26 protein-coding genes are annotated in these 26,428 nt (G+C 32.6%); 8 read left to right on the top strand and 18 right to left on the bottom strand.

Going from position 1 to position 26,428, the window contains the following annotated elements; all coding sequences use genetic code 11:
* Positions 1-2: 2 nt before the first annotated feature.
* Positions 3-2,168 carry an endonuclease MutS2 gene (locus tag TD18_RS04625; protein ID WP_040249143.1) on the bottom strand — a complete coding sequence of 722 codons (2,166 nt, stop codon included), beginning with the start codon at positions 2,166-2,168 and terminating at the stop codon, positions 3-5.
* Between the two features lie 87 nt (positions 2,169-2,255).
* Positions 2,256-3,128, bottom strand: coding sequence for a cupin-like domain-containing protein (locus TD18_RS04620; protein ID WP_040249140.1), 873 nt, complete (start codon positions 3,126-3,128; stop codon positions 2,256-2,258).
* A gap of 96 nt (positions 3,129-3,224) precedes the next feature.
* Between TD18_RS04620 and TD18_RS04615 the strand changes: the two genes are divergently transcribed.
* A complete protein-coding gene (locus TD18_RS04615) occupies positions 3,225-3,890 on the top strand; it encodes a uracil-DNA glycosylase (RefSeq protein WP_040249138.1) in 666 nt (221 codons plus the stop codon).
* A gap of 409 nt (positions 3,891-4,299) precedes the next feature.
* Here the strand turns inward: TD18_RS04615 and TD18_RS04610 are convergent, their stop codons facing one another.
* The 5 genes from TD18_RS04610 to TD18_RS04590 form a co-directional block, all read right to left on the bottom strand.
* Positions 4,300-5,157, bottom strand: coding sequence for a substrate-binding domain-containing protein (locus TD18_RS04610; RefSeq protein ID WP_040249135.1), 858 nt, complete (start codon positions 5,155-5,157; stop codon positions 4,300-4,302).
* 38 nt (positions 5,158-5,195) lie between these two features.
* Complete coding sequence (locus tag TD18_RS04605) at positions 5,196-6,068, bottom strand: nucleoside phosphorylase (RefSeq protein ID WP_040249132.1); 873 nt, start codon at positions 6,066-6,068, stop codon at positions 5,196-5,198.
* The gene (locus tag TD18_RS04600) at positions 6,058-6,996 is read right to left on the bottom strand and encodes a DUF1835 domain-containing protein (RefSeq protein WP_040249129.1); all 939 of its coding nucleotides are present in this window, start codon (positions 6,994-6,996) and stop codon (positions 6,058-6,060) included. The genes TD18_RS04605 and TD18_RS04600 overlap by 11 nt, the downstream gene beginning before the upstream one ends.
* 2 nt (positions 6,997-6,998) lie before the next feature.
* Positions 6,999-7,331 carry a translation initiation factor gene (locus TD18_RS04595; protein WP_040249770.1) on the bottom strand — a complete coding sequence of 111 codons (333 nt, stop codon included), beginning with the start codon at positions 7,329-7,331 and terminating at the stop codon, positions 6,999-7,001.
* Between the two features lie 66 nt (positions 7,332-7,397).
* Positions 7,398-8,345, bottom strand: a complete 948-nt coding sequence (locus tag TD18_RS04590) for an isopenicillin N synthase family dioxygenase (RefSeq protein WP_040249126.1) — start codon at positions 8,343-8,345, stop codon at positions 7,398-7,400.
* Positions 8,346-8,497: 152 nt separating this feature from the next.
* On the opposite strand from TD18_RS04590, the gene TD18_RS04585 reads away from it, so the two are divergent.
* Entirely contained in the window at positions 8,498-10,498 is a 2,001-nt protein-coding gene (locus tag TD18_RS04585; protein ID WP_040249124.1) for an alpha-ketoacid dehydrogenase subunit alpha/beta, read from the top strand.
* An 11-nt stretch (positions 10,499-10,509) separates the two neighbouring features.
* Here TD18_RS04585 and TD18_RS04580 read toward each other — a convergent pair whose 3' ends face one another.
* Complete coding sequence (locus TD18_RS04580) at positions 10,510-10,782, bottom strand: hypothetical protein (RefSeq protein WP_040249122.1); 273 nt, start codon at positions 10,780-10,782, stop codon at positions 10,510-10,512.
* 88 nt (positions 10,783-10,870) lie between these two features.
* Here TD18_RS04580 and TD18_RS04575 point away from each other — a divergent pair, with 88 nt between their 5' ends.
* The gene (locus TD18_RS04575; RefSeq protein ID WP_241480641.1) at positions 10,871-11,302 is read left to right on the top strand and encodes a 3D domain-containing protein; all 432 of its coding nucleotides are present in this window, start codon (positions 10,871-10,873) and stop codon (positions 11,300-11,302) included.
* Here TD18_RS04575 and TD18_RS04570 read toward each other — a convergent pair whose 3' ends face one another.
* Entirely contained in the window at positions 11,303-11,863 is a 561-nt protein-coding gene (locus TD18_RS04570; RefSeq protein WP_040249119.1) for an ExbD/TolR family protein, read from the bottom strand.
* A gap of 582 nt (positions 11,864-12,445) precedes the next feature.
* Here TD18_RS04570 and TD18_RS04565 point away from each other — a divergent pair.
* From TD18_RS04565 to TD18_RS16590, 3 genes are all read left to right on the top strand, one after another.
* Positions 12,446-12,907, top strand: coding sequence for an Hsp20/alpha crystallin family protein (locus TD18_RS04565; protein WP_040249117.1), 462 nt, complete (start codon positions 12,446-12,448; stop codon positions 12,905-12,907).
* Between the two features lie 131 nt (positions 12,908-13,038).
* Positions 13,039-14,553: a DEAD/DEAH box helicase gene (locus TD18_RS04560; RefSeq protein WP_040249113.1), complete on the top strand. Its 1,515-nt coding sequence runs from the start codon at positions 13,039-13,041 to the stop codon at positions 14,551-14,553.
* Positions 14,554-14,721: 168 nt separating this feature from the next.
* Entirely contained in the window at positions 14,722-15,426 is a 705-nt protein-coding gene (locus TD18_RS16590; protein ID WP_052461045.1) for a hypothetical protein, read from the top strand.
* Positions 15,427-15,430: 4 nt separating this feature from the next.
* Here the strand turns inward: TD18_RS16590 and TD18_RS04550 are convergent, their stop codons facing one another.
* Genes TD18_RS04550 through TD18_RS04535 form a run of 4 tightly spaced genes read right to left on the bottom strand, consistent with a single transcriptional unit; the run spans position 15,431 to position 20,559 of the window.
* Positions 15,431-16,846 (bottom strand): TolC family protein, encoded by a 1,416-nt coding sequence (locus tag TD18_RS04550; protein ID WP_040249110.1) that lies wholly within the window; start codon positions 16,844-16,846, stop codon positions 15,431-15,433.
* Between the two features lie 8 nt (positions 16,847-16,854).
* A complete protein-coding gene (locus TD18_RS04545) occupies positions 16,855-18,210 on the bottom strand; it encodes an HlyD family secretion protein (protein ID WP_040249107.1) in 1,356 nt (451 codons plus the stop codon).
* Positions 18,211-18,214: 4 nt separating this feature from the next.
* Complete coding sequence (locus TD18_RS04540; RefSeq protein ID WP_040249106.1) at positions 18,215-19,882, bottom strand: peptidase domain-containing ABC transporter; 1,668 nt, start codon at positions 19,880-19,882, stop codon at positions 18,215-18,217.
* On the bottom strand, positions 19,879-20,559 hold the full coding sequence (locus TD18_RS04535) for a TetR/AcrR family transcriptional regulator (protein ID WP_040249104.1): 681 nt from the start codon (positions 20,557-20,559) through the stop codon (positions 19,879-19,881). Before TD18_RS04535 ends, TD18_RS04540 begins: the two co-directional genes overlap by 4 nt.
* Positions 20,560-20,726: 167 nt before the next feature.
* Here TD18_RS04535 and TD18_RS04530 point away from each other — a divergent pair, with 167 nt between their 5' ends.
* Positions 20,727-21,185 carry a cold-shock protein gene (locus tag TD18_RS04530; protein WP_040249101.1) on the top strand — a complete coding sequence of 153 codons (459 nt, stop codon included), beginning with the start codon at positions 20,727-20,729 and terminating at the stop codon, positions 21,183-21,185.
* Positions 21,186-21,276: 91 nt separating this feature from the next.
* On the opposite strand, the gene TD18_RS04525 is transcribed toward TD18_RS04530, so the two are convergent.
* The 3 genes from TD18_RS04525 to TD18_RS04515 form a co-directional block, all read right to left on the bottom strand.
* Positions 21,277-21,846, bottom strand: a complete 570-nt coding sequence (locus tag TD18_RS04525) for a pseudouridine synthase (RefSeq protein WP_040249098.1) — start codon at positions 21,844-21,846, stop codon at positions 21,277-21,279.
* 1 nt (position 21,847) lies between these two features.
* A complete protein-coding gene (locus TD18_RS04520; protein ID WP_040249095.1) occupies positions 21,848-24,166 on the bottom strand; it encodes a type IA DNA topoisomerase in 2,319 nt (772 codons plus the stop codon).
* 94 nt (positions 24,167-24,260) lie between these two features.
* Entirely contained in the window at positions 24,261-24,968 is a 708-nt protein-coding gene (locus TD18_RS04515; RefSeq protein ID WP_052461044.1) for a DUF1853 family protein, read from the bottom strand.
* A 210-nt stretch (positions 24,969-25,178) separates the two neighbouring features.
* Between TD18_RS04515 and TD18_RS04510 the strand changes: the two genes are divergently transcribed.
* A complete protein-coding gene (locus TD18_RS04510) occupies positions 25,179-25,805 on the top strand; it encodes an NADPH-dependent F420 reductase (RefSeq protein WP_040249761.1) in 627 nt (208 codons plus the stop codon).
* A 63-nt stretch (positions 25,806-25,868) separates the two neighbouring features.
* On the opposite strand, the gene TD18_RS04505 is transcribed toward TD18_RS04510, so the two are convergent.
* Entirely contained in the window at positions 25,869-26,147 is a 279-nt protein-coding gene (locus TD18_RS04505) for a hypothetical protein (protein ID WP_040249090.1), read from the bottom strand.
* 22 nt (positions 26,148-26,169) lie between these two features.
* A complete protein-coding gene (locus TD18_RS04500; protein WP_040249087.1) occupies positions 26,170-26,322 on the bottom strand; it encodes a YqaE/Pmp3 family membrane protein in 153 nt (50 codons plus the stop codon).
* Positions 26,323-26,428 lie beyond the last annotated feature (106 nt).

The following is a 26,428-nucleotide window of genomic DNA, read 5'->3' as shown; positions in this document are numbered from 1 at the left end:
TGTCATTTTTTAGATTCGACCAATTCTAATAAATCAATATTAACGTTAGTTGTGAAAATGCCATAATTTACTATGGCTTTTCCTTTTTCTAAACTGTCAATACTTCCAATTGCCTTGCCATCAAACATTCTTACACGATCACCAACTTTTAAGATTGGTTTCGGTTTTTCAACAGGTTTAGCTTTAGCTTTCTCCGACTTTTTCTTTTGTCTGATAACAGCAACTTTCTTTTCCGCTTCTTGTTTAATTTGTTGCTCTTTAGCTTTTTCAGCTCGTTTTTGTTTAGCGGATACTTTTTTGCGTTTTGAATTTTCAATCTGAACCAGTTTAAATAGTTCAGCCATGAGTTCACGTTTCTTCTGATTATCGAAGTATTTTTCAGATATATCATTAAATTTTTGTCCGAGATAAATCAATCGCTGGTTACTATCATACAATTCCTGAAAGCTCTCTAATTTCTTTTGAACTTTAGCATTTACTTCTTCAAGTTTATCCGCTTCCGATTGCTTTTTCTTTTCATTTTCTTTTAAAGAACGTTCCGTCTTTTCAAGTTTACTTCGTTCTTTTTGAAGCTTAGCAATAGTGGCATCAAATCGAACCTTTCCGCGTTCTATCTTCTTTTTAGCTCGATTAATTAAGCTGTAAGGTATTCCGTTTTTTTGTGCAACTTCAAAAGTAAACGAACTTCCTGCTTGTCCGAGAGCCAGTTTAAACATAGGCTCTAATGATTTTTCATCAAACATCATATTTGCATTTTGCATATATGGCAACTCGTTTGCTAATACTTTTAAGTTGGAGTAGTGGGTTGTAATTATTCCGTAGGCTTCACGATGGTAAAATTCTTCTAAAAAAGTTTCAGCTAAAGCACCACCAAGTTCGGGATCACTTCCAGTTCCAAATTCATCAATAAGAAATAAGGTGTTTTTATTACATTTCTTCAGAAAGTAGTTCATCTGTTTCAAACGATAACTGTACGTAGATAAATGATTTTCGATAGATTGATTATCTCCAATATCGCTAATGATTCTGTTAAACAAACAGATATTACTCTTTTCATGTACAGGAATTAACAAGCCACATTGAATCATGACCTGAAGTAATCCAATCGTCTTTAAGGTGATACTTTTTCCTCCGGCATTAGGTCCTGAAATGACAATAATTCTATTTTCTGGATGAAGAATAATCGACTGAGGATAGGTTTTCTTGCCTTGATTTTTGTTAGATAAAAACAGTAGCGGATGAAATGCATCTTTAACCTCATAAATTTTAGCGTCATTTATTTGAGGTAATATGCCATTTATAGACTGCGCATATTTTGCTTTTGCATAAATAACATCTAGGGTTGCTAAAAATGATTGATATTCGTCTAAAACATTGGTATGAGGTCTAACATATTCTGTGAGATTGCGCAAAATACTATCAACTTCTTCCTTTTCCTCAAATTCTAGATTATTTAATTCTCTTGCATACTGAAAAGTAGTTTCTGGCTGAATGTAAACGATGCTACCTGTTTTGCTACTACCCATAATGCTTCCCTTAACTTTTCGTCTGTACATCGCTTTTACAGCTAAAACGCGTTTGTTTTCAACTACAGATTCTCGTATATCATCAAGGTAATCTAGATTATGATAGGTATTTAAAGCTGATGTAAAACTTTGGTTAATTCTTCCTCTAACCGAATTTATAGATTGACGGATTTGGAATAACGTAGGAGTAGCATTGTCTTTGACATCACCAAATCGATCAATGATAGCATCTATTTCTGAAACAAGATGGGAAACGATTTCAATAGTTGAGGCCGATTTGTATAACGAAGGATAATACTCTTCAAAGCTTTTTAAAAACTTAAGAATATCAGTTACTGTTATGGTTATCGAAGCTATTTTCTGAAAACTTTTGGTTTCCAGATATGAATTTTCAATTTTTAAAAGTTTGAGCTCTTTAGTAATGGGCTCAAAACCGTGATTAGGAATTCGGTTATCATTATAAAACGAAGAGACATATTCATTTGTGAATTGCAGTGATAGTAAAACACTTTCTTTTGAAGAAAAGGGTCTGATTTTCAAGGCTTCAATTCGTCCTAAATCTGTAATACACAATTCTGACACCTGTTTTAGAACCGTGTAAAATTCAATATCCTGTAATGTTTTGTCGTGAATATTAATCATTAAATATTTTCCCTAAAACCAAGTAAAGTTGCAAAGGTACTTATTAATGATGTAGTAATAAAATGAAAATGTATTGGTTATTAGATGTTATCGTCTAACACGTTTTCCTTCATTATTTACATAGTGACATACGCAATCTTTAGAGCCAAACAAACCTACACTATGTAATTTACGTTTGATGAGTTCAGAGGTTTTCATTTTAAAATTATCAATAGGCGTAAAGGCAAAATTGTTAGAGCTAATAGAAATATCTAGGCCATAAACACAATGCCACCATGTTTGTGGGATGAATAGCATTTCACCAGGATTGATTATGGTGTATTGCACATTAAGATCTTTAAAAGCTGCATGTTTGTTTTCATCAAAGTTTTCCATATTCACATCACTCAATCGTGAACCTGGTTCGTACTTTTCACTTGGATACATGTCTTTAGAGTCTTTCGGACTGACTAAAAACACTAATTTACGTCCTTCAATTAAAGCTAAAATATTATTAGCAAGACGATCTGTGTGCCAACCCGTTAAAGTACCAGGAGGACCTATCCATAATGAGGTTGAGTTTCTGACTGTATTCTTAGATATCAATGAAAAATCTACATGTTCTAAAAGTTCAGGAAACATTTGAGCAATTGGCATGTTACCGAGATATGTGTCTGTATTTTCACTTCTAATTTCATTTAAATAATCTTGAAAAGCGCCGAATTGCCAATTGGTGTCATTCTGTCTAATGTTACCTTTATACATGTAAGTTTCTTTGTCTTTCCCTATTTTTTCAAAGTAATCAAGAGACCAAAGTTCTGTTGCTTTCCAGTGATCCATCATTCGTGTGATTTTAACTGGAGTGTTCTTTTTTAGATAATTGTTAAAAAAATCATCATGCGAAATTTTATCTATAGTTTTAATATCCTGTAGTGGATTGTTTAAAATATTCTGTACGCGTTTAATAATCTCTTTTTCCATGATTTCAGGTTTTACAGAAACGAATATACTATATTTGTTATTACAATTTTATGACATTTTTCATATTTTAGACCATAGGATTCTTTTTTAGATAAAATGAATGTGAACATACACGAAAGCTGGCAGAAATTACTGATAGACGAATTCAATAAACCTTATTTCGAAACACTTGCTGCATTTGTAAAATCAGAATATACACATCACAAGTGTTATCCTCCTGGAAAGCAAATATTTTCAGCGTTTAATCAGTGCCATTTTGATAATGTTAAAATAGTTATTATTGGTCAAGACCCTTATCATGGCGCTGGTCAGGCTAACGGACTTTGTTTTTCGGTGAATGAAGGTATCTCACATCCACCTTCTCTAATAAACATTTTTAAAGAGATTGAAAAAGATTTAGATAAACAATATCCTAAATCTGGAAATCTTGAACGATGGGCAAAGCAAGGTGTTCTTTTATTAAATGCAACACTTACAGTTAGAGCTCATGAAGCTGGTAGTCACCAAAAAAAAGGCTGGGAAATATTTACTGATACAGTGATTAAAACCATTAGTGATCATAAAGAACATGTTGTGTTTCTTCTTTGGGGAGGATTTGCGAAACAAAAATCAAAACTTATAAATTCTAATAAACATCAAATTTTCACCTCAGGTCATCCATCACCATTAAGTGCGAATAGAGGCTATTGGTTTGGTAATAACCACTTCAGTAAAACAAATCTCTATTTAGCAGAAAAAGGTTATGAACCGATAAACTGGTAAATAAAATATATAGGAAAATTTAAATTCTAGCTTCCAGTAGGAGCGAGTTGAGTTCTACCAATATGTTTAGTAGGCAATGAGGATTTAGATGTTTTGACACGTTCAGTTGGTTTGAGTATCACAGAATGATCGCTAGTAGTTTTCTTTGTAGTTTTATTACAACTGAATATAAGTAATAAGAAATTTATGGCAACTAAGAAAGATATAGTTAGAGTAATAATCATTATCATAGTCTTTAAGTTTTGTTAAGTTAATAGCACGTTCGGGATATAACAAATGTAACTAAATTTTTGAAAAATAGAAACTTATGAGAAAAAACATTAAAATTATGTTAATTTTTAATTCTTCTAAATTTGGTTGTTCTTTCAATACTATAACAATAATCTAAGAAAAACTCCTACCTAAAAGTTTATTTTAAATCGTGAATCAAATCAGTATATTTTATGGCTTTGGGTATGATATCCAAATCTAAAAGTTTGTCTTGAACAGTCATAATAGTTTTTTCATTAATAAGATCTTGCGACCATTCAGTTAATGATAACCATTCTTGTACGTCTTCTAACTTTTGATCATAGCGATTGGCTATAGTAACATCAATACTTGGAATGTGCTTAAACTCTTTGGTTGTATTATTAATTATATTTAAAATGGTTTTAACATCGTCTTCATTTGATTTCAGAAAATCACTGTTTACAGCAATTACAAAACATGGCCAAGGTGTAGGGCAATCTGCTATACGTCTAAATACACCTTCATCAACAATGGGTTTTGTTGTAAATTTTTCCCACATAAAATAATCAGCTATACCATTTGACAATCCTTCAACAGCGCCATCAAGATTTTTTATGACCTGAAAATCTAAATCTTTTTCAAGATCCCAATCGTTATTTTCAGCATTGATATATGCCATTAAATGTGAGCCTGAACCATATCTGCTTATCGCAGCTTTGGTTCCTTTTAAATCTTCTATTTTATAAAAATTAGAATCGTGAGCTACATGAATTCCCCAGATTAATGGTGATTGAACAAAGGTTTGTACGATTTTACTAGGATTACCATCTATGATATCTTTTATAATACCTTCAGTGAGAATAACAGCCATATCGATTTCTCCCTCACGCAAACCTTTATTCATTGCGCCTGTGCCTCCAAAGTAATCTTTCCACCTTAGGTTGATGCCTTTGTCTTTATACTCTCCATTTTTAAGCGTTAAATACCAGGCCAAATTAAAATGCTCTGGAACACCACCAATATTTATTATTTTCATGTTATTATCCTGGAAATACGTTTTCGTTCTTAAATAACTTATATGTTTACAATACGCTTTAAGGCATAAATAATTAAGTTTTCAACAGTTTGCTTTGGATCTTTACTAAAATCACCATTTGGTCGGTTAGCAATTATAGCACTCAACGATAAAGCCTCATGTCCTAAAAGCTTTGATAGACCATAAATGACCGATGTTTCCATCTCAAAATTTGTGATTCTGAAATCTTTATATGAAAAGGAATCTAATTTTGAATTTAAGGATGCATCCTGAAGTGGCAATCTGAGCACTCTTCCTTGCGGTCCGTAAAATCCACCTGCAGTACCAGTCATACCTTTAAAAACCTGATCACTATCAAAATAGTTTTCTAAATATTTACTGTTATTAATAACAATTGGTCTAGCCTTGTTTTTATCCCAGTCTGTATGTGCGATAAACGCATTTTCAATTTCAGGATTACTAATAGCATCAATTTGATAAAAATGTAACATGCCGTTAATATCTAAACCATGTGTGCTAATCACAAACGAATCTACAGGAACATCTTTCTGAAGAGATCCTGATGTCCCAATTCTAATAATGTTCAAACTTGTTAAATCTGATTTTGGTTGACGCGTTTCAAGATTAATATTAACGAGTGCATCAAGTTCATTTAATACAATATCGATATTGTCTGGACCAATTCCGGTAGAAATTACAGTAATTCGCTTATCCTGATAATAACCAGTTTGCGTTTTAAATTCTCGCTTTTGTGTGCTAAATTCTACGCTATCAAAATGCTTTGTTATTTTTTCAACGCGATCTTGATCTCCCACAAAAATAATGGTATCAGAAATATTTTCAGGTTTCAGATTTAAATGGTAAACACTACCATCAGGATTAAGTATTAATTCAGAATTTTTAATGGACATTGACATTTGTTTTTACAAGTTTATTTTCATTCTTATTAAATTGAAAATCTAATCGATTTACACCTCCATAAGTCATATTATTATTGATTTCGATTGAAAAATTGTGTATTTTGACTAATGCTTCATGACCTTTTCTATTAAGCTTTATCCCATTTTCATTTTCGGTAAAAAACAGTGATAATTGATTTATCATACGTTCTAATTGCAAGTCACCATAACCATAAAATCCTTGATAATTCAATATGTAACCTAATAAATGATGCCTAGATTTAATATCGTTGTTTTTTACTATTTCAAGCGTATTTTTTTCCAAAATACCCAAACCACTTTGGGAATCAGGAAAACGTCTTAAGTGCGCTTTTAAACAATTACTCAGATATTTGAAAGATGATTTTTTCACAATGTAAGGCTTAAACAAATTATGATCTTTTCCACAATACGTTCTCCAAAGCGTAATCGCTAAATCTTTATCATCATCTGTCAATACTATGCGATCATCATAATGTTTAAGTAGTTGCTCTTGAGAAAGTTCGGTTAAACCTTTCAGATTTTTTTCACCTTCAACTCGTCCGCTACTAACCAGATAGAGTGGTAGATTGATTTGTTTTTGATGCAATAAACTCATCACACCAATAAGATTAATATGGCAAAATAAATCGTATTCAAACCATAAGATGATTTCTTTATAGTTTTCAATACTGTTCAATTTGTTCAATTCCTTTTTAAGTTCACTTACATCAATTTCAATGTTGTAAAACTCGCTTAAAAATTGTTTTCGTTTCTCTATAAATTCGTCAGAATCAATATGAGCAATTGTTGGTCCTTCACACAGCATTTCTTGCCAGGTAAGAATATCGCCTTGTATTTCAAGCTCATCGAGAACTGAGGTTAAGGCATTACCATTTGTAATATGTAGTGTTTTGCTCATAATTATCCACCAACTCGTTTAACCGAGAAACCTTTATCGCTAAGGATCTGCATAATTTTATCTCTATAATCTCCCTGAATGATGATTTTATCATCTTTAAAACTGCCACCTACACTTAATTTCTGTTTTAACTCTTTAGCAAGTTTTTTAAAATCTTCATCAGCACCTGTATAACCTTCTAAAATTGTTATTGGTTTTCCTTTACGTTTTTCGTATTTACAAATAATAGGATCGTCTTGTAGCCAAATATCCTGAGCTTTTGAATCCTTGTCATCAGAAACTTCTTCGGAAGCATGATCAGGAAACAGATTTTTTAATTGATCTTTTAAATCCATTTTATAATGATAAGTAATCAATATTTAGTAATTAGCTTGCCATGAAAGCAAACTCAAAACAACATACTATTTTTTAAGTCCTAGCTCAATTAATCGTTCATTCAAAAACTCTCCAGCTGTAATGTCTTCAAATTGTTTTGGGTTTTCTTCATCAATACAACTGTCTAACACATTCAGTTTCATTTCACTTATAGGATGCATAAAGAAAGGAATAGAGTAACGAGATGTGCCCCAAAGTTCTCTTGGTGGATTTACAACGCGATGTATGGTTGACTTCAATTTGTTATTGGTGTGTCTTGATAACATATCTCCAACGTTGATCATTAATTCATCTGGCTCTGCAATGGCATCGATCCATTCGCCTTTGTGGTTTTGAACCTGTAATCCTCGACCTTGAGCTCCCATTAATAATGTGATTAAATTAATATCACCATGTGCTGCAGCACGAACTGCATTCTCAGGTTCTGATGTAATTGGTGGATAATGAATTGGTCTTAAAATAGAATTTCCATTATGTATATAATTATCAAAATAAGTTTCTTCTAAATCGAGATGTAAGGCTAATGCTCTTAATACATATTTAGCAGTTTTTTCGAGCATACCATAGGCCTCTTTACCAACCTCATTAAATTCTGGCAATTCTTCAACGACCACGTTTTCAGGATATTCTTTTGCACGTTCAAGATCGTCTTCTACGTACTGACCAAAATGCCAGAATTCTTTCAAATCTCCTTCTTTTTTGCCTTTTGCGCTTTCTTTCCCGAAAGAAATATAACCACGCTGACCAGCAATACCTTCAATTTCATATTTGCGTTTAGTTTCGACTGGCAGACTAAAAAAGTTTTTAACCTCTCCATATAATTTATCAACTAAAGCGTCATCTAAAAAATGGCCTTTTAATGCGACAAAACCAATTTCTTCGTAAGCTTTTCCTATTTCATCAATAAATTTTTGTTTTCTATTTGGGTCGCCTGAAATGAAATCTTCAAGATTAACACTAGGTATTCTATCCATGATTAAGTTTTTAAGTTATTACTGCAATACTACAAAAATAACGAAAACATCGGTAAAATCATATAGCATTATATGCTTAAAAAAAATATGGTTTAAAGGCATTTCAATCAATTTTTAATTACATTTGATTTATCAATGCAATACAAATTACTATGCTGACTTCCACAAGGAGTACAATAACTTTTGACAAAAAGAATTTAGACGACCAAACGCTTTTAAAGCTATATAAAAACATGCTGAAGCCCAGGTTGATAGAAGAAAAAATGCTGATTCTATTACGTCAGGGAAAAATATCAAAATGGTTCTCTGGAATTGGTCAGGAAGCAATTTCTGTTGGCGTTACCATGGCTCTTGAACCTGAAGAATATATTTTGCCGATGCACAGAAACTTAGGTGTATTTACATCTAGAAACATTCCATTACATAGATTGTTTAGTCAGTGGCAAGGAAAAGCAAACGGGTTCACCAAAGGTCGTGATCGCTCTTTTCATTTTGGTACTCAAGAGTTTAATATTGTAGGGATGATTTCTCATCTCGGTCCACAATTAGGAGTTGCCGATGGTATTGCATTAGCAAGTTTATTAAAAAACAAGAATCAGGTGACTGCAGTTTTTACAGGAGAAGGCGGGACAAGTGAAGGTGATTTTCATGAAGCCTTAAATGTGGCATCTGTTTGGCAATTACCTGTGTTGTTTTGTGTTGAAAATAATGGTTACGGTTTGTCAACTCCAACCAATGAGCAATATCGATGTAAAGACATTGCAGATCGTGGTAAAGGTTATGGTATGGAGGCATTTGTATTGGATGGGAACAATGTTGTTGAAGTTTATTCAAAAATTAAAAAGCTTGTTCAGAGTATTCGTAAGCGTCCGAGACCAATTCTAGTGGAGTTTAAAACCTTCCGAATGCGTGGTCATGAAGAAGCCAGCGGAACGAAATACGTACCGAAGGAATTAATGCAGGAATGGGCAAAAAAAGACCCAGTTGAAAATTTTCAGGAGTTTTTAAAAAATGAAAAGATTTTGACTGAAAAACAAGAGGTTGCTATTAAGGAAGGAATTGTTCATGAAATTAATGAAAATTTACAGATAGCCTTTGATGAAGCTCCTATTGAAGCTGATTTAACTACAGAATTACATGACGTATATAAACCTTTTGAATATAAGGAAGTTAGTCCGAAATCAAAAACTGAAGAACTCCGTCTAATTGATGCTATTTCTCAAGGCTTACGGCAATCGATGCAACAACATAAAGATCTGGTCATTATGGGTCAGGATATTGCTGAATATGGAGGTGTTTTTAAAATCACAGATGGCTTTGTAAAGGAGTTTGGAAAAGACCGTGTTCGCAATACACCTATTTGTGAATCTGCTATTGTTGAAGCAGCCATGGGATTATCTATTGCAGGACTAAAATCTGTTGTAGAAATGCAATTTGCTGATTTTGTAACTTCCGGATTTAATCCTGTGGTGAATTATTTGGCTAAATCGCATTATCGCTGGAATCAGGAAGCCGATGTTGTTATACGTATGCCTTGTGGTGGAGGTGTTGCCGCAGGACCATTCCATTCGCAAACTAATGAAGCTTGGTTTACTAAAACGCCTGGTTTAAAAGTGGTTTATCCTGCATTTCCGTATGATGCCAAAGGATTATTAGCAACAGCAATTAATGATCCGAATCCAGTATTGTTTTTTGAACATAAAGCTTTATACAGAAGTATTCGTCAAGATGTTCCAACTGAGTATTACACGTTACCATTTGGTAAAGCTGCTTTATTAAAAGAAGGTAATGATGTTACTGTTATTTCTTATGGAGCAGGCGTGCATTGGGCTTTGGAAACTTTAGATAATAATATAGAGATTAATGCAGATCTAATCGACTTAAGAACGCTTCAGCCCTTAGATACAGAAACCATTTACAATTCGGTGAAAAAAACCGGTAAGGTAATTATTTTACAAGAGGACTCACTTTTTGGAGGTATTGCCAGTGATATTTCAGCTTTAATTATGGAACAGTGTTTTGAACATTTAGATGCTCCTGTAAAGCGAGTAGCGAGTTTAGAAACTCCTATTCCATTTATCAATCAGCTAGAAGATCAATATATGGCCAAAGGAAGATTTGAAGCTGCTTTGAAAGAATTACTAGCATATTAAAAATACATGATTTATCCTAATACAAGAAAAGCTATTCGATCTGCACTAACTACTGTTGTGCTCATTGTCTGCTTTATAATCCTGAAGACTCTAACAAATTTAGAAGTAATTGGTATAAATGTGTATTCGGTTGTAAGCGGTATTCTTATTTTACTCATCTTTTTCATGACAATAGTAGGTTTTATTTTTGCTCTTAAAACAATAAATGAACCTAGAACAAAACTAAAGACTATTGCTTTGGTGCTTAATTCAATTTTAATGGCTCTGTTGGTTGTTTCAGTCATTAATATAGTGATAGAACTATTTAATTATTCAAAATTGCATTGATATAAATATTGCAATGTCTACAATCAAAAAGTCTTATCTTTAGACATGATGTTCTTAAATGTAAGTCGGTTAGTAACTATTTTAAGTATTTGTCTATTTCTTTTTAATTGTAAAGATGATGAATCTCATAGTTATGAATGGAAAACACTTGAAGTCACTGCAACAGCTTATAATTCATTACCGTATCAAACTAATGACAATCCTTTTATAACGGCATTTGGAGATAGTTTAAAACCAGGTGTGCGATACATTGCCATTTCCAGAGATCTTTTAAAATTAGGTCTTACGCATAATACTTTAGTACAAGTTGAAGGTTTAGAAGGCACCTATCTTGTTAAAGATAAAATGCATTATCGCTGGAGAAATAAGATAGATATTTATATGGGAACTGATGTCAAGCTTGCAAAAGAGTGGGGCAGACGCAAAGTTAACATCACTTATAGAGTTAAGAAATTAAAAGATAGTTTGCAAAACTAATTATTTCAATTCCGCTTCAGATAAAATAAAAGGATAGGCTTCTCTAACTTCTAACAATTCCGCTTTTGTTAATGCGTTTACAGATTTCTTAAATTTAGTAGTAGCATAGTTTGACCTGAGCTCATAATAAGCATTGGTGAGTTCATCCTGTATCTGAATATAAAAGTCATACGAGGTTTGTGAATCGTTTTTTAGAGAAATAACAGCTTCTTTAGGATTATCAGATGACGCGTTTAAATTTTTGCCATTGCAATAATTACAAGACTTATCGCCATTATTATCTAAAAATTCTATAGCTAAAGCTTTTAAGTTTTCAATTTTCACAATCTCATTTTCGACGAAAAGCTCGTTGTTTGAATTTACATGAACTTCAAGCATATTTCTTTTATTTATTTGTGTGTCACATATTTCTCCATACGGACAAGGCGTTGGTAATTTTCGATTAATGCCTTTGTCTTTAGGTATCATCGCAGTAACTAAAAAGAAAATCAATAATAAAAAAGCTATGTCTGCCATTGATCCAGCATTAACCTGAGGCATGGAATGTCTTGAGTTTTTCATGAGTATAGTTTTTAAGATTCATTTAAAACTCTCAATAATGATACCAACTTTAAAACGCCAATAAGCACTTGTGAAATAAATTCTTAAGTGCTTATTCCTAATTTAAAACCAATTTAATGTAGGTTATTTTCCGGTATTTAAATCGTCGTTAGCTGTATGCGACGTGTTGATTATTCTATTTAATATTTTCATGGTAGATTGATGATTTGATTGATAATTGGCTACAGAATTTATCTATAACGTCTTTTCTGATTCCAAGTAAATGTTTTTGTTTCTGTTCTTGTACTTGTTAATTGATTACTGTTTAATGTTCTCATGATTGTTCGATTTTTAATTGATTGTTATACTAGATAGACGATGATAAATCAAAAATGTTACAGTACTATGCATTACAAAGTAGTAATTTAACATATTTTAACACTTAAATCCTTTATTAGTAGTGTTTTATATATACCCGTAAAAATGTCATTTTGACTTTTAAAATTGAAAATTTGTCAGATATCCTAGCTAAAAACGGTATTGGTATTTTATTTGTTTATTAATAAACGAATAAATAAATGTTTAACTTAAAACTGATTTACAATGAGTACATTAATGAAATCGCCAATTAATGGCAATGAAACTTCAACTCAAAAAAGTTTGTCGTCTTGGGTTGACAACTTCTTTGAAAACGGATTAGGAACAGGTTTTCTTTCGAATTTTAATACAGGAATTACATTACCTGCTGTTAATATTAAAGAAAATGCTGACGAATACATATTAGAACTTGCTATTCCTGGCATGAAAAAATCTGATTTTAACATCGACTTAGATAATAAAGTATTATCTATATCTTCTGAAGTTGAAACTGAAAATGAAGAAAATAACGATAACTATACGCGTAGAGAATTTGGTTATTCATCTTTCAAAAGAACGTTCACGCTTCCAGATACTATAGAGTCAGATCATGTCAAGGCAAACTATGAAGATGGAATCTTATGCATCACGCTTCCAAAACGAGAAGAAGCGAAGCAAAAACCACCTAAGCGAATAGAAGTTTCGTAATACGAATTCAAATTTTGACAAGAGGAGCTTTAAGTTCCTCTTTTTTTTTCATTTGTTTTTAACAATATGCCTAGATAACCTTATAAAACCTTAATTTTGTAAGAATTTTTTTTTCAGAAGCTATTAATTATATGTCCTCAACCTTAGAAATAGATAATCAAAAAATTGCCAAAAAGAGTCTCTATGACTATCAAATTGCCGATCTCAATCGCATTTTTGAAGTTTTAGAAAACGCTCCAGATAATTATAACTTGTTATACCAACTACCAACAGGAGGTGGTAAAACCGTTATATTCTCTGAAATTGTTAGGCGTTATATTAAAAAGCATAAGAAAAAAGTAGTGATTCTTACACATCGAATTGAATTATGCAAACAGACGTCAAAAGTGCTGCATGGTTTTGATGTGAATAATAAAATCATCAATAGCAAAGTAAAAGAGCTTCCTGATCAAGATCAGTACGAATGCTTTGTGGCCATGGTTGAAACACTAAACAACCGACTTAATGACGAGAAACTCAAATTAGAAGATATTGGTTTAGTGATTATTGACGAAGCACACTATAATTCGTTTCGTAAATTATTTAAGTTTTTTGATAATTGTTTTATTCTTGGCGTTACAGCGACACCATTAAGTAGCAATATCAAGCTTCCAATGAAAGATAATTATAAAGAGCTCATTGTTGGAGATGATATTTCTACATTAATAAAAAATGGTTTTTTAGCTACTGCAGATGTTTATAATTACGACGTTTCGCTGAACAGTTTAAAGATTGGTATTAATGGCGATTATACGGTAAAGTCTTCCGAAGCATTATACACCAATGCAACGATGCAAGGTAAATTATTGTTTGCCTATGAAGAGTTATCCAAAGGGAAGAAGACACTAATTTTCAATAACGGAATCAATACGTCTAAAGAAGTGTATTATACTTTTAAGCGTGCGGGTTATAATATTAGACACTTAGATAATACCTCTTCAAAACAAGACCGTAAGGATATTTTGAAATGGTTTAAAAATACACCTGATGGCATTTTAACTTCTGTTAGTATTTTAACCACTGGTTTTGATGAACCTTCAGTCGAATCTATCATACTTAATAGAGCGACTCGTTCATTAACACTTTATTTCCAAATGATTGGTAGAGGTTCCAGAATTCATAAAAATAAATCCACTTTTAAAGTGATTGATTTAGGAAACAATGTGATTCGTTTTGGTCCTTGGAGTCAGCCTGTCGATTGGCAGCATATCTTTAAAAATCCGGATTACTACTTAGAAAACCTAAGACTTGATGAGGATATTGAACGTGATTTCGTTTACGAAATGCCAGATTCATTACGTAAGCGATTTAAAAAGAATCCGAATGATGATTTTGATATTAAAGAGGAATACAAAAATGTTATTCGTCAAGGTCATAAATCTATGAAGGCTATCGAAAACTCCATTGCACAACATTCTGAACTCGTGATTGCAAACAGTGAAGATGTCTTTGAAGCCAGAGAGCTTGCCAAACTTTTACATGATGACATTTGTTATCGTATCAAGCAATACTGTTACTGTATCATGAATAGTACAAAAAACTACAAAGACTGGTTGCTTGAAGAATATACGCGTAAACTTCGATTAAGTTTTAACGGTAAGTTTTAAAGGTTCTTAACGACTTAACAAAATTATAACACCTAAATAAAGTGTTAATATTAAAATTTTTTAGGCTGAATGTCGTTATTTTGAATTAAGGAACGGTTTTTGATTTTCCGAAGTTATCAAGTTATAATACAAATGAAACTTAAAGCACTATTCGTATTTTTTTTATGTATGACATCACTTGTCTATGGACAAACTGATCCTGATGGTGAAAAAAAATCTATTAAAATTCCAGCGAAAGAAACTAAAGAAAAAGATTCTACGCCAACACCTATTAAAATAAAGCCAAATCCTAAAATTGATATTACTAAAACAGACGAAAACATAAGTGGTATTCCTGTAAAAATCAGAGAATTGAAACCTGAAAAGAAAGAATTTTCCATGTTTGACGATAGCAATCTAAGAGATCCAGGGGAAATTTTTGAAAAGCGTTACAATGCAAAACTTGAAGAGCAAGGTTTGAAAATAAAAACCATGTCTGATATGTTTTTAGGAGACGTAAGAGTTAATGGCGAATTTGCAAACATTAGATGTCGAGATCACGAATATCCAGATGGAGATTTGGTTCAAGTCGTTGTTAATGATGAAGTATTTATTCCAAGGCTTTTACTGACCTCAAATTTTAAATCTTTTGATATTCCACTAAAAGAAGGAATTAATACTGTTGTTTTTATTGCCTTAAATCAAGGTGAATCGGGTCCTAACACAGCTGAATTTTTAGTGTACGATGATAATGAAGTTCTTGTTTCTTCTAAACGATGGAATTTACTCACTGGAGTAAAGGCCAAAATATTAGTCATTAAAAGCAATGACTTTCCTCAATTAAAACAGAAAGAAAAGGTAGACACAGAGGGAACAAAAGACAACGAAAACTAACTTTTTAGAGGTTTTCTAAATCTCTTGCCAAACTGTTAAATAATTTTGCTTTAGCTTTCAAATACTTATTTTGTAATTCAATAGCTTTAAGTTGTGAATCGATTAAGCTTTTTTCTCGTGAATTAATCAAAAACAACGAGCTTTCACCAAAACTAAACTTACGTTCTTCTGCATTAAGCATTGTTGTATAATCGTCAACAATTTCACCAATTAATTGATTTTGAGTTTCAAAGGATTCTAATTCCCTATAAATTGCTAATACTTTGTTTTGAATTGAGATACGTTCGTTTTGGATGTCAAATTCCAAATCTTGAAGTTTGAACTTTGCCAGTTTTAAATCGCCACGCTCTTTGCGTAAGAATAAAGGAAATGCAATATTGAAACCTCCTTTGTAAGTATTACTATTGAACGAACGTGCGATATCAGGATTTTCGGTTAAAAAGTTATATTGAACATCTACAATGGGTAAGAGCTTATTAGCTTTAAGGCGTTTATCAACCTGCAATCCTTCATATTTTAAATTTAAAGATCTCAGTTTCGGGTGATTCTCTAAAATAAAATCTGTTAAAGGTAGACCAGCTATCTCTAGAACATCATCTATTGTTGTTTCTATTGTCATATCTGGCACAACATTATCTTGTATTTCTACAGGTATGTTGTCATTCAGCCACAAAAATGTCGATAGATCTAAAGCTGCTTTCATGAGTTTTACTCTAGATTGTTCTAAGCCCAAAGCTCTATTTTTTACAGTTATATTAGCTTCAGTGACATCAATTTGAGCTTTATCACCATTTTCTGCGCTTCGCTTTACACCTTCAGCTCTTATTCTGGCATTATTTAAAAAACGTTCGTAAGTTTTAACTTCTGTAAAGGCTTGTAACCAATTGAAATACGAAATAGAAGCCTCATATAAAATTTGATTGACCAATATTTCTCTATCTGCAATGGTTTGCTCTTTAAAAAATTTAGCCTTCTTAACGTCTGCCATTCTTTGATTTATGAATAAGCCTTGTCCTAAGGACGCAGAAATTCCTGCACTATACAAACCATCTTCTGGCACAAAGGCTTCAGGATTTAAGAAATCACCTTCGTTTTGTTCAAAATTACCTTTCAACTCAATACCATACCACGTTGGTATTTTAAATGTAGCATTAAGCTGATCATAATATGCTGTGTTTTTAAATTTTTTACGATTGTGATCAACTTCTACCTTAGGGTCAAATCCGCCACGTGCTTTCATAAGATTAGCCTGACCAATTTGAATGGTTAATTGAGCCTGTTTAGCTATAGGATGAAATTTCTTTACATAGCCTAAATACTCACTAAAACTAAATACCAGAGTATCTTTAAGTTGAGTTTGCTCTTGGGAAAAACCAACTGAAGCTAATACAAAGAATAAAATGCTAAAATGTTTATTCATAATTGGTCTTATTTATAATCAGATTTTGACGAATTACTACCTTCTGGTTGGTAATAGTTAGGAGGGAAGCCATTAAGTTTTCGCCATAATTCGAACCAAATAGGAACATCATCAAGTAAGGCAATTGTTAATGCACCTGAACCTACCCGAATAGCCTCTGGCCATTTGTGTGCATCTTCATCTGGTGCAAGTAAAACTCTAAACTTCCCATTCGGACTAATAAAGTTTTCAATAGCAACAACTTTTGCTCCATAGGTTCCATAGGATATGTTAGGCCATCCACTAAATACGATTGCAGGCCAGCCATCAAACTGAACCCTAACGTCTTCACCAATATGAATGAGTGGTAAATCAATAGGATTAACAAACATTTCTACTGCTAAATCGTAGTTTGCAGGCATAATACCAACCAGCTGTTCTCCTTCTTTGAATGTTTCTCCGATACCTCCTTTTATAGCTTTATTTATAAAACCATCTTGAGGTGCTCTTATGTAATATAAATCGTTTCGTATTTCGTAACTCGTAAAATCACTTTCTAATTTTGTTACCTGAGCTTCAGCATCAAATTGGTTGGATTGTGCCGTGAATTTATCGCTTTCAGCTTTTGAAATTTTATCGACATATTCTGCTTGTACGCGATTAATTTCAACCATAGCGTTTATCACCTCATTTTTTGACGATAAATATTTATTTTCTTGAGAAATTAATTTGGCTTGTTTCTCTTGAAATTTAGAACGTTTTTCTTCTAATTCGGTCAGAGATTTTAACCCTTCATCATATAAGTTTTGGATGGCACCAATTTGACGTTCAGCAATTTTTAAATCAATCTTTGCAGCTTCAAAATCGATACTATCACTCTGGACTTTTAATCGTGCCTGAAGCAATTTATTTTCGGCCTGTTGCAACTTTAATTTACGTTCGTTCTGTAAAGCTCCTATTTGATTATTCAAAGAATTCACCTTAGAACCATAGGAATTTACTGAAGCTTCTTTGGCTTTAATTTGTTGACCAGTTCTATTAACAAGATTAGGATCGAAATACTCATTTTTTATTTCAGAAATAAATAGAATTGTATCTCCTTTTTTAACACGATCACCTTCTCTTACATACCATTTCTCTATACGACCTGGAATAGGAGATTGTATGGTTTGCGGACGTTGGTCTGGTGTTAAGGTGGTAACATTACCACGACTGTTTATATTCTGCGTCCATGGTAAAAACATAATAATGATTCCAGTAATAGCAAAAGCCAATAAAAACCGGTTAAAATGTTTAAAATGCCTATTGTGAAACACTTTTTGAACAGACTTATAACCTGATAAGTCCACTTTTTTATTCAGTTTATTGTGTGAAATATTAAGCATCTTTTTATCTGTTTAAGAGTATTTTACCTTCTTCTAAATTAATAACTCTATTACAATTTGACTTCCATTCTAAATTGTAACTAACAACTACCAAAGACCAAGGATTGTTATTATCAGTTAAAAACGCCATGATACTTTTGGCTTCTTGTCTATCAAATTGATCTAATGGATCTTTAAGTAATAATAGCTTAGGTTTTTTAAGAATACTTCTGGCTAAAACAATTTTTTTAGATATTGTTCTAGACAGGCGTTGCCCTTCAGGATATAAAATAGTATTCAATCCGTTTGGTTGAGATTTTACAAAATCTACCAGTAATGTTTTCTTTAGAACGAAATTGATATTTTCGTCTGTGATAGATTCATCTCCAAAAGTGAGATTCTCTCTTATGGTTCCTTCAAAAGGTGATTCTTCTGGAAGTGACTGACCAATGAGCGCTCTGTAATTATTCAGTTTAATTCCACTTAGTGAAATATCATTGATATAAACGCCGCCTTTAGATGGTGCAATAATTCCAGCGATGAGTTTAAGCAAACTAGATTTTCCAGAGCCATGAGATCCATAAATTAGGATTCTGTCTTTAGGTTCAATCGTCATTGAGATATCTTCAAGAATTGGCGTAGTTCTTTCAGGTACAGAGTAACTTACTTTTTCAAGTTCTACTTTAATCGATTTATTGTCAGAGCACACAGCGTCACCTTCCTGAGGTTCTAATTCTTTATCAACCACTTGGCCGAGTTTTTCAATGGATGTTAAAACATCGTAAAAGGATTCCAAACCTAGTATTAGCTTTTCAACAGAACTAATAACCAATAAAATAATAATTTCAGCAGCTACAAATTGTCCAATATTCATTTGCTGATTTAGAACAAGAAATCCACCTATTACTAATAATCCAGCAGTAACGAGTATTTTAAATCCGATTAATTTAATAAACTGTTGAATTAAAACTTTAAAGTGACTTTCTCTGGCATCCAGATACTGTGAAACAAGAATATCATTTTTATTTAATGCTAAACTTGTTCTTCCAGAAAGTTTAAAACTTACGATTGAACGTGCAACTTCCTGGAGCCAATGAGCCACTTTATACTTTTGCTTTGACTCATCTAAACTGGTGTCTAAACCACGTTGTGCTGAAAATTTAAAAACGATATAGATTAAAAGAATAAGTAAGATTCCATATATGATGAAAAAGGGATGGTAGAACGAGAGCAGTAATAATCCAAAAATGATTTGAAGAATTGCTGCCGGAAAATCTACAAGAATTTTTGACAAGCCCTTTTGCACAGTCAAGGTATCAAAAAAGCGATTGGCTAATTCTGGTGGATAATAATCTCTCAATTCACTCATTTTTATCTTCGGAAAACGATATGCAAATTCAAATGATGATCTCGTGAATATTTTTTGCTGAACGTTTTCAATAATTCTCATTTGCATGAGTTGTAATAGTCCGACAAAAGCAACTCCTAAGGTCACTAAAATTACGAGAACAATCCACGAGCTACTTATTTGTGCACCTTGAATTAAATTTATAATCGCCTGAATTCCCAATGGAAGGGAGAGGTTTACGACACCTGCGAAAATGGCATAATAAAATACTTGCTTAATGTCTTTTCGATCTAATTTTAATAATCCTATTAAGCGTTGCCAAGCTGTTAATATGGTTTTTGTCATTTTTTGATATCTAAGGCATTAAAAACTAAATGTTTAAAATAATCTGAAGGCTGCACAACATTATCGCAATCGGTTAGCGATTTGAAATGATCTTTTAAAAAGTGCTGATGTAGTGCACCTTCTAAAACTGTACTAGCTAGACTGTTTGGAAATTTATAATCAGAATTGACATCAATTATCATGTCATGTAATCGACTAACTAAACGTTTATAGATGGCAAAGTATCCATCCTTATTTTCCTCATCAACCTCTTTAGTTAAGTATGATTTTGAATACTCGTTGATAATTACACGATTCAAAACAACTTCATCGATGTGCGCAAATGAAGAATCAGATTCTATCGTTCTGGTTAAAATATCGATGGCTTTTTCTAATTTTTCATTTGGATTTAAAATATTAGTCGTAGAAAATACCAATTGATACTCTAACCAAGCCCAGTACCAGGACGTTAAGTAGAGTAGGAGCTTGTGCTTACCTTCAAAATAACGGTAAATAGAACTTTCATTTGAGCCAATGATAATTCCTAATTTTTTAAAGGTAAAGCTATCAAATCCTATTTCATCTATAAGTTTAATACTGTGTTCAATGATTCTTTTACCAAGATCTGATGATTGCGGGTCTTTCAGGTAAATTTTATCGTTGATATCAATTTTTAAATTTGATAGTAAATATTTCATGTTAATATAAATTACACGCAAATATAATAGTAATACTATTAGAATATAAATCTTTAACTTTTGATTAACTTATTGATTTAATCCTATAATAATCCAATAATAACCGTTATCTTTACCGTAACTGTTGTATTGTACGACAGATAAATTAAAACCCTTTAAGATAAAGAATGGCAAAGTCGCAACAGACCTTCAACAAAAGTGAAAAAGAAAAAAAACGATTAAAGAAACGTGAGGATAAACGTAAAAAGATGGAAGCTCGCAAACTCGAAAAAGAGGAGAATGGCGGAGAAAGTATTCCTTTTGCGTACGTAGATCAATTTGGAAATCTTACAGATACACCACCAGATCCATCTGAAAAAATTAAAGTGAAGGCTAAAAATATTGTGCTTGGTATTCCTAAAAAAGAAGAAGGAGACGAAGAAGAATTTGATCCAATTCGTAAGGGAAAAGTGTCATTTTTTGATAATTCAAAAGGTTTCGGTTTTATTATCGATACCGAAGATCAGGAAAAATATTTCTGCCATGTAAGTGGTTTAATTGATGAGATTCAGGAAAATGATAAAGTACAATTTGAATTGGAAAAAGGACAACGTGGTATGAATGCTGTTCGCGTAAAATTGATATAGTTTTTACTAAATATTATAATGAAAGCCAAAGACTCGTCCTTGGCTTTTTTAGTTAGCTTACGTTTAAAAATACCGTAGATATCATAGGTTGCTAAATCTGACTCAATTCTTTAACTTCTCCCATTTTTAAATCTTCCAAAGTAATAGCACCAACCCGAACTCGAACCAATCGCAAGGTTGGAAATCCGACCTGAGCAGTCATTTTTCTAACTTGCCTAAACTTCCCTTCATTGATTGTGATAGAAATCCATGAGGTTTTTCCATGTCGCGCGTCACGAATTTTTTTAGCTCTTTCAGGAAAATCAGGTTCCTCTTTTAGTTGAGACACTTGACATGGCTTCGTTGTGTAAGTTTCACTTTTATGACTAATATTTACACCTTGTTTGAGTGCTAGAATTGCTTCATTTGTAATCTCTCCATCAACCTGAACATAGTATTCTTTATCTGTTTTTGAGCTTGTGATGTCAAAACTCACTTTTCCGTCAGTTGTCAACAGCAATAAGCCTTCAGAATCTTTATCCAAACGACCAATGGCCATAATTCCTTCAGGAAAATGGTATAATTCGCCTAAAAACTTCTTGTTAATCTCATGTCTGGCATTGGTTTGAAACTGGCTTAAGTAGCCATAAGGTTTAAAGAGTTTAAAATGTCTATGTTTCATCTTAGTAATCACCTTTTAAAATGGCATAGACCAAATCTTTGGTGAGCTTTCTATCTTGAGCTTTTGCACGAATGCTTTCGAAAGACATTTTAAAATCACAACCCAATTTATAGTTACTACAGCCATAAGCTGTTTTTCCTCTAATAATTTCTCCTTTATTGCATTTAGGACAAATTACGGTTTCTTTGGTTTTTATTTCTGAAGCTTTTAAAGCTTGTTTCTTTGGCTCCAGTACCAGTTTAAAATTATCATCAAAACGCAACAAACCTTCAGTTTTACCAGCTTCTGAATCGAAACCTTTCATATTTACCGTAGAACCTTTTTGTAATAATCGAATGCATTGTTTTTCAGAAATCTTTTTTCCGAAGACTTTAAAAGGCAATACAAAATCACAACCGGATTTAAACTGACTACAGCCATAAGCCGATTTCCCTTTTAATAAATTACCAGTTTTACATTTCGGACAAACTTCAGATGTAATTCCTGCAGCTTTTGTTGTTTTCGCTTTCACCTTGCGTTGCTTAACGACAGTCGCTTGAGAAATGTTCGCACGCGTAGTTTCGCTTCTAACTTCATACACCAGCTCGTCCACCATTTTTTTCATATTATTAATGAACAAACTTGCACTGTATTCACCTTTTTCAATATCCTTGAGTTGCTTTTCCCAAAGTCCGGTAAGTTCTGCAGATTTTAATAACTCATTTTGAATGATATCAATCAATGCTATTCCTGTAACCGTAGGAAGGATCTGCTTTTTATTACGCTTAATATACTGACGCTTAAATAAGGTTTCAATGATATTGGCACGTGTTGAAGGTCGACCAATACCATTTTCTTTCATCAAATCACGAAGTTCATCATCATCAACGTGCTTACCTGCTGTTTCCATAGCACGTAAGAGTGATGCTTCGGTAAATTGATTAGGAGGCTTCGTTTGTTTTTCAAGAAATGAAGGTTCATGAGGTCCTTTTTCGCCCTTCACAAAAATAGGAAGGATGTCTTTATCAGTTGTATTTGATGAAGTCGATGTGTCTTTTCCAAACTTAAAAACAACTTTCCAGCCCTCTTTTAAAATCTCTTTACCTGTGGTTTTAAAATTAACGTCATCTGCTTTACCAATTACTGTGGTATTAGACACTTCGCAGTCTGGATAAAACACAGCAATGAAGCGTTTTACAATAATATCATAAACCTGTTGCTGATTGTATTGCAAATTAATCTGGATTCCTGTTGGAATAATAGCATGGTGATCGGTAACTTTTTTATCATTAAAAACTTTAGACGATTTCTTAATCTTCTTACCAAGCAAAGGTTGTGTCAATTGAGAATAGTTGGTCAGTTTTTGAAGAATACCAGAAACCTTCGGGTAAATATCTGAAGGTAAAAACGTAGTATCAACTCTAGGATACGTCACTACTTTTTGTTCATATAACTTTTGAACAATCTTTAAGGTTTCGTCAGCTGAAAATCCGAATTTCGTATTACAATACACTTGCAATCCTGTCAAATCGAACAATTTAGGAGCGTATTCTTTGCCTTTCTTTTTAGTGATTGACACAATTTCGAAATCGTGTTCTTTAACTTTATTCGCCAGTAGTTCACCATCTTCCATGTTAAGGAAGCGTCCTTCTTCATAGGCAAATAAGGTATCTCGATAAAGGGTTTGCAATTCCCAGTAAGGCTGAGGCTGAAAGTTTTCAATCTCTTTAAAACGATTAACAACCATAGCAAGTGTGGGCGTTTGAACACGACCAACAGAAAGCACTTGTTTATATCCACCATGCTTCACAGTATATAAACGCGTAGCATTCATACCTAATAACCAATCTCCAATAGCACGTGAAAATCCAGCATAATATAAATTATCGTAGGCTTCAGAATTTTTAAGATGCTCAAAACCTTCTTTAATAGCTTCAGTAGTTAAAGAAGAAATCCAAAGGCGCTGTACTTTTCCTTTATAGCTCGCCTGGTCTAAAACCCAACGTTGAATCAGCTCTCCTTCTTGTCCAGCATCACCACAGTTAATTACAACGTCTGCTTTATCAAATAAAGATTTCACTATGTTGAATTGCTTTTGAATTCCGGAATTACTGACCACCTTCGTTTTAAACTTTTCCGGAAGCATTGGTAAGTTGTTTAAATCCCAGCTTTTCCAATACGGTTTATAATCGTTAGGTTCCATAAGTGTACACAAATGTCCAAACGTATAGGTTACAGCATAACCATTACCTTCATAATAACCATCTCGTTTTGAATTGGCTCCAAGTACTTGGGCAATTTCTCTTGCAACACTAGGTTTTTCGGCAATGCAGACTTTCATTTATTAAAAGAAGTGTTTTGATTAAAACAGACCTGCAAAATAGGAAATTGCATGAGTTTATTAAAAGAGATTTACAGAGAGTTATTAACGATTTTCACCACCAAACCAGAAAGCTTTTAAAAAGTTTCCCGTCGGTTTTCTTAATCCAAATTAATGGGGATTGCGATTCGCTTAAGAAGGTTTCAACGTCTATTTTAAAGTTTTCAAAACTTAGCCAATCAACGCTATCATTAACATCTAAAAACCATTCTAATTTTTCAGGAATATAAAATTTACAGGTGTCAAAATCGTTTAATTGAGAGGTTTTAAAATAAAATCCGTTAACACAATCTTCATTTAGTTGACTAAAATGAATCGATTTCTGATAAGGAATAAACAATTGTGCTTTAAATAAAACCTTTTGTTGAATGTTTGTTCGATCTAATTCCAGTGCGTTTAAAACAGATTCACATTCGGACGAGTAGAGAAGAGGAAGCTGCTTGGTTTTCAGTTTAGTAATTTTTTCAATTAAACTATCTTTTCGATTTGGGCCAATCCATCCTTCTAATTCAGATGTACCTATAGTATCATCATATACATAGAATTTGTATATGATTTCTAGGTGAATCGTTTCTTGGTTCAATTTAATTAAAGCATCAAGTTCTCCAAGTGTTTGCTTGTTTTTCTGAACCTGTAAGTTTTCAGCTAAAACCTTACAATCATCGAGTTGTTCCAGTTGATTGAATGCAAATTGTTCTGCCAACTGACCAAGACGACGTTTTTTAAGTAGTTGTCTGTTAAATTGTGTTTCAGGGATATCCATAAGATTCAATTGATTCAATCCCTTAAAACGATATTTCCACAACAGTTTAGTGTTACAAAACCCTTTGTATAAATTTTCAATATAATCTGACGGATACACCAAGTGTTTTTATTTGCGTTAAAATTATTCGAATTTACGTCTATTTCTTCAGTTGGATTTTAGCATATTGATAATTAAGAGTAAATGTTGAACAAAATAAAATCTAAAAGTATGAAAATTGGAATTATTGGAAGTGGAAATATTGGAGGAAATCTAGGGAAACACTGGGCTAAAGCTGGTCATGAAGTTTTGTTTAGTTCAAGGCATCCAGAAAATTTAAAGCCATTGGTTAATGAGACTAAAGGACATGCAAAAGCCGTTAGTATTGAAGATGCTTTTGAATCGAAAGCTGATGTGTATGTATTAGCGACACCATTTAAAGCTATTGATAGATTATCTGAGCTATATGCAGGTGAATATGGTAACACAACTATTATTGATGCTACAAATCCGTATCCTGAACGAGATGGTGCAATGGCTCAAGACGTTAGAGACAGCAACAGTAATGCGTCTGAATATACTGCAATGAAGTTTAATACTGCGAAAACTGCCAAAGCATTCAACACCATAAAAGCTGAACATTTAAGAGATAGAGCTTGGAGAAATTCAGATAAATTAGCTATACCGTTTGCAGCTCAAGATGAAGACAGTAAACAAAAAACTCAACAATTAATTGAGGATATTGGATTTGATGCTGTGTATATTGGTGATTTAACTAAAACTAATGTTATGGATCCAGATCAAAAATTATATGGTAAGTCTATGAATAGAAATGATCTTGAGAGCTTGTTAAGCTAGAACGGTTAAAAAAAAGACTGCTGTAATAGCAGTCTTTTTTAATTTCATAACAATTCTTTCTATTTATTTGATGTGTTCAGAAGGTAATTCAAGGTCTTCATTATCATCGCTTCCCTGACTATACAACTGATTTTCTTCGTCTTTCAGTGTGTTTTTCGCAGCACTATTTCTTCCTGGGATATCTAAATCTTTTCCAACAAAATCGACTTTCTTTTCTCTATTTTTAAGGAGTGTGTCATCACTCAATTCTGTTTTTAAATGTCCTGCTTTGTCTCCAAGAGCAATTTTGTCATCTTGTGTTATTTCAGGATTATATGTATTCTGTATATTTTCTTTTGACATAGTATTGATTTTAAATGAGTTATTATGAGTTTACTATAAAGGCATGAATGACTCCTGGCAACCAACCTATAAGGGTTAGAATTAAGCTGATTAAAAATTGTTTACCAATACCATGTTGCATAGCAACAGCTAAAGGTGGTAGTAAAATATTTAAAATAATGGTTAAAATTGACATAATTTGTGGTTTTTGATTTATTCAAATGTACACTATCAACACAGAGGATCTTTGTCGTATCAAACAAAATATTAATCCTTTAGCAATTAGCTTATGCGATATAATT

It is taken from the genome of Psychroserpens mesophilus (assembly GCF_000826645.1).
Taxonomy (GTDB): Bacteria; Bacteroidota; Bacteroidia; order Flavobacteriales; family Flavobacteriaceae; genus Psychroserpens; species Psychroserpens mesophilus.
This window is presented reverse-complemented; position numbering and strand designations above follow the sequence as displayed.